The organism is Noviherbaspirillum denitrificans, from assembly GCF_002211445.1.
Taxonomy (GTDB): domain Bacteria; phylum Pseudomonadota; class Gammaproteobacteria; order Burkholderiales; family Burkholderiaceae_D; genus Noviherbaspirillum; species Noviherbaspirillum denitrificans.
The window spans coordinates 1450723-1451193 of record NZ_LSTO01000001.1; the positions used below are offsets into that span (position 1 = coordinate 1450723).

At 60.9% G+C, this 471-nt stretch carries 1 protein-coding gene and 1 pseudogene; both read left to right on the forward strand.

Annotation, left to right across the window (positions count from 1 at the left end; all coding sequences use genetic code 11):
* Positions 1-244: pseudogene (locus AYR66_RS29405) on the forward strand (ABC transporter substrate-binding protein); the annotation flags it as partial.
* Positions 245-270: 26 nt separating this feature from the next.
* Positions 271-471: hypothetical protein (locus AYR66_RS29410; RefSeq protein ID WP_206047093.1), on the forward strand; the 201-nt coding region annotated here is incomplete at its 3' end.

Below are 471 nucleotides of genomic sequence, written 5' to 3' on the forward strand. Positions count from 1 at the left end.
CATCCTGCAGGGAGAAACCCGTTCAGGCGACGACGGCGTCAATACCGCTTACCGCAACGACTTCCATCGCTCGCTGCATCCTGACCTGTCGCCGGAGCGCGTGGAGCTGTATCGGCAGCAGAAGGAGTTCCTGCTGCTGCATGGGTTCCTTGACCGGGATTTTGATTTTGACAGCTGGATCGACCAGCGGCCGTTGCAGGCGGCACGTGAACTGCTCGACCACCGAAAGCGCCTTGCTGCCTGATTTATTTGTCTCAAGAGAATAACTACATGTTCAAACGCACCACCATATCCGCCGCCGTACTCCTCCTCATCGGCGGCCTTTCCGGGGAAGTGCTGGCGCAACAAGCCCAGCAAAGCAATGACCAGGACCAGGCTGCCGCCCTCGGCAGCGTCGTCGTCACCGCGCAGAAGCGCGCGGAGAGCGTGCAGGAAGTCCCTGCCTCTATCACCGCCATCGGCGGCGGAGGA